General features: G+C 63.4%; 5 protein-coding genes. 3 read left to right on the forward strand and 2 right to left on the reverse strand.

Going from position 1 to position 4,165, the window contains the following annotated elements:
- The coding region (locus V5A53_RS13310) for a hypothetical protein (RefSeq protein WP_332314103.1) at positions 1-1,052 on the reverse strand (1,052 nt) is incomplete at its 3' end.
- 294 nt (positions 1,053-1,346) lie between these two features.
- On the opposite strand from V5A53_RS13310, the gene V5A53_RS13315 reads away from it, so the two are divergent.
- The 3 genes from V5A53_RS13315 to V5A53_RS13325 all read left to right on the forward strand — a co-directional run bounded on the left by V5A53_RS13315 (position 1,347) and on the right by V5A53_RS13325 (position 3,643).
- Positions 1,347-2,147 carry a hypothetical protein gene (locus V5A53_RS13315; protein WP_332314104.1) on the forward strand — a complete coding sequence of 267 codons (801 nt, stop codon included), beginning with the start codon at positions 1,347-1,349 and terminating at the stop codon, positions 2,145-2,147.
- A 154-nt stretch (positions 2,148-2,301) separates the two neighbouring features.
- Entirely contained in the window at positions 2,302-2,835 is a 534-nt protein-coding gene (locus V5A53_RS13320) for a 50S ribosomal protein L16 (protein WP_332314105.1), read from the forward strand.
- An 82-nt stretch (positions 2,836-2,917) separates the two neighbouring features.
- Positions 2,918-3,643 (forward strand): creatininase family protein, encoded by a 726-nt coding sequence (locus V5A53_RS13325; protein ID WP_332314106.1) that lies wholly within the window; start codon positions 2,918-2,920, stop codon positions 3,641-3,643.
- Here V5A53_RS13325 and V5A53_RS13330 read toward each other — a convergent pair whose 3' ends face one another.
- On the reverse strand, positions 3,644-4,063 hold the full coding sequence (locus V5A53_RS13330; protein WP_332314107.1) for a DUF5790 family protein: 420 nt from the start codon (positions 4,061-4,063) through the stop codon (positions 3,644-3,646).
- Between the last annotated feature and the right edge of the window lie 102 nt (positions 4,064-4,165).

Here is a 4,165-nt window from a genome sequence, read left to right on the forward strand (position 1 = left end):
GTGCCGCCCAGCGCCATCCCGATGATGGCGACGTCACAGTCCGTATCCTCTATCTCGTTGTATAGGGGCGACCAGTCGCTGACGCCGCCGGGGCGTTGCTTGATCGGCACGTCGATGACGCCGGAGAGTCGCTCCGAGAGCCGTTCGGCGTAGGTGGCGAAGTAGTGGGAGTCCAGCGTCACCTCGAAGAAGTTCCCGTCGGGGCCGGTGCCGTTGATCTTGCCGCTGATCTGGTACCAGCCGGGGTCTTCGGGCATCGTATAACAGTCGCTTTGGACGGCGACGATGGAGTCCTCACGGGAGATGGAGACCGTCTCGCCGAAGTCGTCTTCACCGTTGAACTCGACCCAGATCTTGTCTTCCTGGAAGCCAGAATCCAGCATGTTCTGCAGGATGCTGTCGTCGTTCTGCGTCCCGGAGTTGTTGCTACCGCGGTCAATGCCGAGGGCCTCGGTATCCGCGGAGCCACAGCCGCTGAAGTCGATCTCGTCGCTGGAGATGACGAGCCACTTCATCACTTCGAGGCGGTCGGCGGGTTTGCCGTCGAAGCCGGACCCCGTCTCCGCGAAGTGGTGGATACTCGCGTTCTGTGGGTTCTGGTCGCCGGTCTGGTGGTCGGACTCCTGCTTCTGTCTGGCGACGAGGTCGACGTCGTACTGGGTCCCGGAGTTGTTGTTACCGCGGTCGATACCGAAGGCCTCGGTGTTGTCCGTGGTACAGGCGGAGTAGTCGATCCAGTCGACGCCTTCGTATTCGGCGTGGATGATGATCCAGTTGAAATAGAGGCCGTCTTCGGCGCCCATCTCCGCGAAGGCGTCCGAACCGACGACGAAATACTCGATGCTTCCGTTCTCCGTGTTCTTGTCGCCGGGATAGTGGTCCGTAGCGCTCGGGAAGTTCACCGTGAAATTCGAACTATCCGTGACGTCGTTGACGTCCTCGGGATGGGCGGCCGATGCCGGTGCGGCGCCGAAGGTGACGAAGGCCGCGACGAGCGACGTAACCAACAGGGTCGTCATGAGGGTCACGCTGACTTGTTGGACTCTACGCATGTTCGGCACAAGGAAAACCGGAGGGCTAAGGCTACTGCTGGATATGCGGGGCCATTTATGTTTACTGTTCACACGGAACTCGGGCAGGCCAGAAACCGCCGGTAGGGTGTATCAGCCCCGTCGCCGGGCGTCGGTGTTCCCTCGATGCGGTCGTCGTTACTGTTGGTTTCACCGTCGTTGCTGTCGCTCCGTCGGTCCCACCGTTAGTTGCTGTCACTTCGTTATGCGTGCGTGGGTGCTGTCCGTTCGCGTGAGTTAGTAACGACTATACGCCGGCCTTACAATCCAACGCGTATGCAACGACGATGGGCGGCGATCTATCTCGCCTTCTTCCTCGTCATGGCTGCCAGCGCCTATTCGGTGATGGCGGTCGCGGAGGAACCGGCGATGGATATCGAGGGCGACACCTATCAGCAAGGGGATACGCTCGAAGCCGAGGGTACGACCTACACGGTCGCTGAAGTCGGCGACGGCGAGGGGACAGTGGAGTACAACACGACGGAAACACAGCAGACGGAGTTCGCGAACAACTCCGTCGTCGAGTACGGGGGCGGAGAGTACAACGTCACGGTCGAATCCGCCGAGGAGCCGGACTCCTTTACCTTGACCGAGGAGTTCGACGTCGAAAGCATCCTCCAGAACGACTCGCAGGTCGACAACCAGACCTACGAGCGCGAGGACGGGACCGAGTTCGTCCGCTACAAGGACGGCTCGACCGAACCTCTCGACGAGTACCTCCCCGAACCGAACCAGGAGCAGTTCTCGACCGGTGACAGTATCGAACACGACGGCACCACGAAGACCGTCGACTCGGTCTCGGCCAGCGGGGCCGTCCTGACGTGGGAGGAGACGACCACCGTCTCCATCGGCATGGAAGAGGGTGACGTCGTCGAGATCGGCGGCACGGAGTACGTGGCAACGTTCCCCGACGACAGCACCGTGTTGCTCTCGACCGATATCGAGGGTTACGAGCAGGTTTCCGAGAACCGTGAGTACTTCGACAAGCGGATCTCCGGCCTCAACTACGTCATCCTCTTCAGCCTCGGCGCCGGTTTCCTACTGGCCGCGACGGCGCTCATGCCGCGCCGCGAGTAACCCGCCGACGCGTTTCCGCCGTTCTCGACGCGACACCGCCCGCTTTTACTTCGTCGTTCGTCCGAACCATCTCGTGAACTCTGAGTGGCATTCACCCACACGAACGGCGCGCTTCGAAGGCTTTATCCGCCGACTCGACCTCATCTGAGGTACTATGAGTGACAAGCCCGCCTCTATGTACCGAGAGCTGGATAAGCCCTCGTACACGCGACGGGAGTACATCACGGGCATCCCCGGCTCGAAGGTTGCCCAGTACAAGATGGGCCGCATCGACGCCGACCCCGACGATTATCCGGTGCAGATCAGCCTCATCGTCGACGAGGAAGTCCAGATCCGCCACGGCTCGCTCGAGGCCGCGCGCCTCTCGGCGAACCGTCGGATGCTCAAGGAACTCGGCGAAGAGGGCGACTACAAGATGATCCTCCGGAAGTTCCCCCACCAGGTCCTCCGTGAGAACAAGCAGGCGACCGGTGCGGGTGCGGACCGTGTCTCCGACGGGATGCGACAGGCCTTCGGGAAGATCGTCGGCACCGCCGCCCGGATCCAGAAGGGCGAGCGCCTCTTCACCGTCTGGTGTAACCCCGAGGACGCCGAGATCGCGAAGGACGCCTTCCGCCGTGCGTACAACAAGATCACCCCGCCGTGTACCGTCAAGGTCGAACGCGGCGAGGAACTGCTGATCGCGTAAGGCGGGCTCTTCTTACGCCTTTTCCCGATAGCCGCGGGCTTTCGACCATCGCTTACAAGCGGGAGGGACACCTCCCTCCGGCATGCACCTCGCCGAATCCACGTGGACGGATATCCGCGATGCCGACGCCGATCTCGCAGTTCTTCCCGTCGGCAGCACCGAACAGCACGGCCCCCACGCGCCGCTCGGGGTCGACTACATGACTGCCGAGGCCATCGCCGAGGAGGGTGCGGCTCGCTATTCGGCCGGAGACGAGACGGAGGCGGTCGTCGCCCCGACGATTCCGGTCGGTATCGCCGAGGAACACCGTGATTTCGAGGGGACGCTGTGGGTCTCGGAGGACACCTTCCGGTCCTATGTCCGGGAGACAATCGAGAGTCTGGCCCACCACGGCCTCGACCGCGTCGTCGTCGTCAACGGCCACGGGGGCAACGTCGACGCCCTGCGGGAACTCTGCGGCCGGGTCACCCGCGACGAGACTGCGTATGCGGTCCCGTTCACGTGGTTCGATGCCGTCGCCACCGAGGAGATGGGCCACGGTGGGCCTGCGGAAACCTCATTCATGCGGTATCTACGGCCGGAACTGGTCCACGAGGACCGGACCGAGGCGGCCGCCGAGGACGGCGCGGACTCGTGGGGCGAGTGGCTCCACGGGACGAACCTGACCTACGACTCCTCGGAGTTCACCGACAGTGGCGTGGTCGGGGACCCACGGGGCGGAGACGCGGCACTCGGCGAGGAACTGTTCGAGGAATCGGCCGACGCGCTGGTGGCGTTGCTGGACGCGGTCGAAACCCGCGCGGTCTGATCACTCGTCGTCTTCGTCGTCCTCGCTTTCCTCGGCGGCGTCTTCGAGGGCGCCGCGGAGTTCCGGAATCGTCGCGGTGAGTTCGCCGACCTGCTCGTGGGCTTCGACGATGTCGTCGAACAACTCCTCCAGTTCGGCGATGTCGGCCTCGAGGTCGTCGGCGTCCTCGAAGGCGTCGGCCTTCTTGCCCATCGCGAACCACTTCTTGGCGTCCCGGAGGTGCTCTTCGGCGTCGCCGGTATCCAGCGCGCCCTTCAGGGCGTTGAGCACGCCGAGGGTGTTGTCGGCCTCGACGTCCCAGACGGCGTCGGCCTCGGGGAGGGCGTCTTTCGCTTCCGCGAGGCTGGCTTCGACGTCCTCGCGCATCTCGCTTGCGGCCTCGTCGAACAGTTCGTCGTCGTCGAGCGTCGCCTGACTCATACTATCCAGTTTCGTGCCGTGTGGGTTAAAAACACGCCGCAAAGCGAAAGTGAAAGTCGGCGGCGGAAACGGCGACCGACTGGTGACGCTCCGGGCGTCTCA

Source organism: Natronomonas sp. (genome assembly GCF_036625485.1).
In the GTDB taxonomy this organism is placed as follows: domain Archaea; phylum Halobacteriota; class Halobacteria; order Halobacteriales; family Haloarculaceae; genus Natronomonas.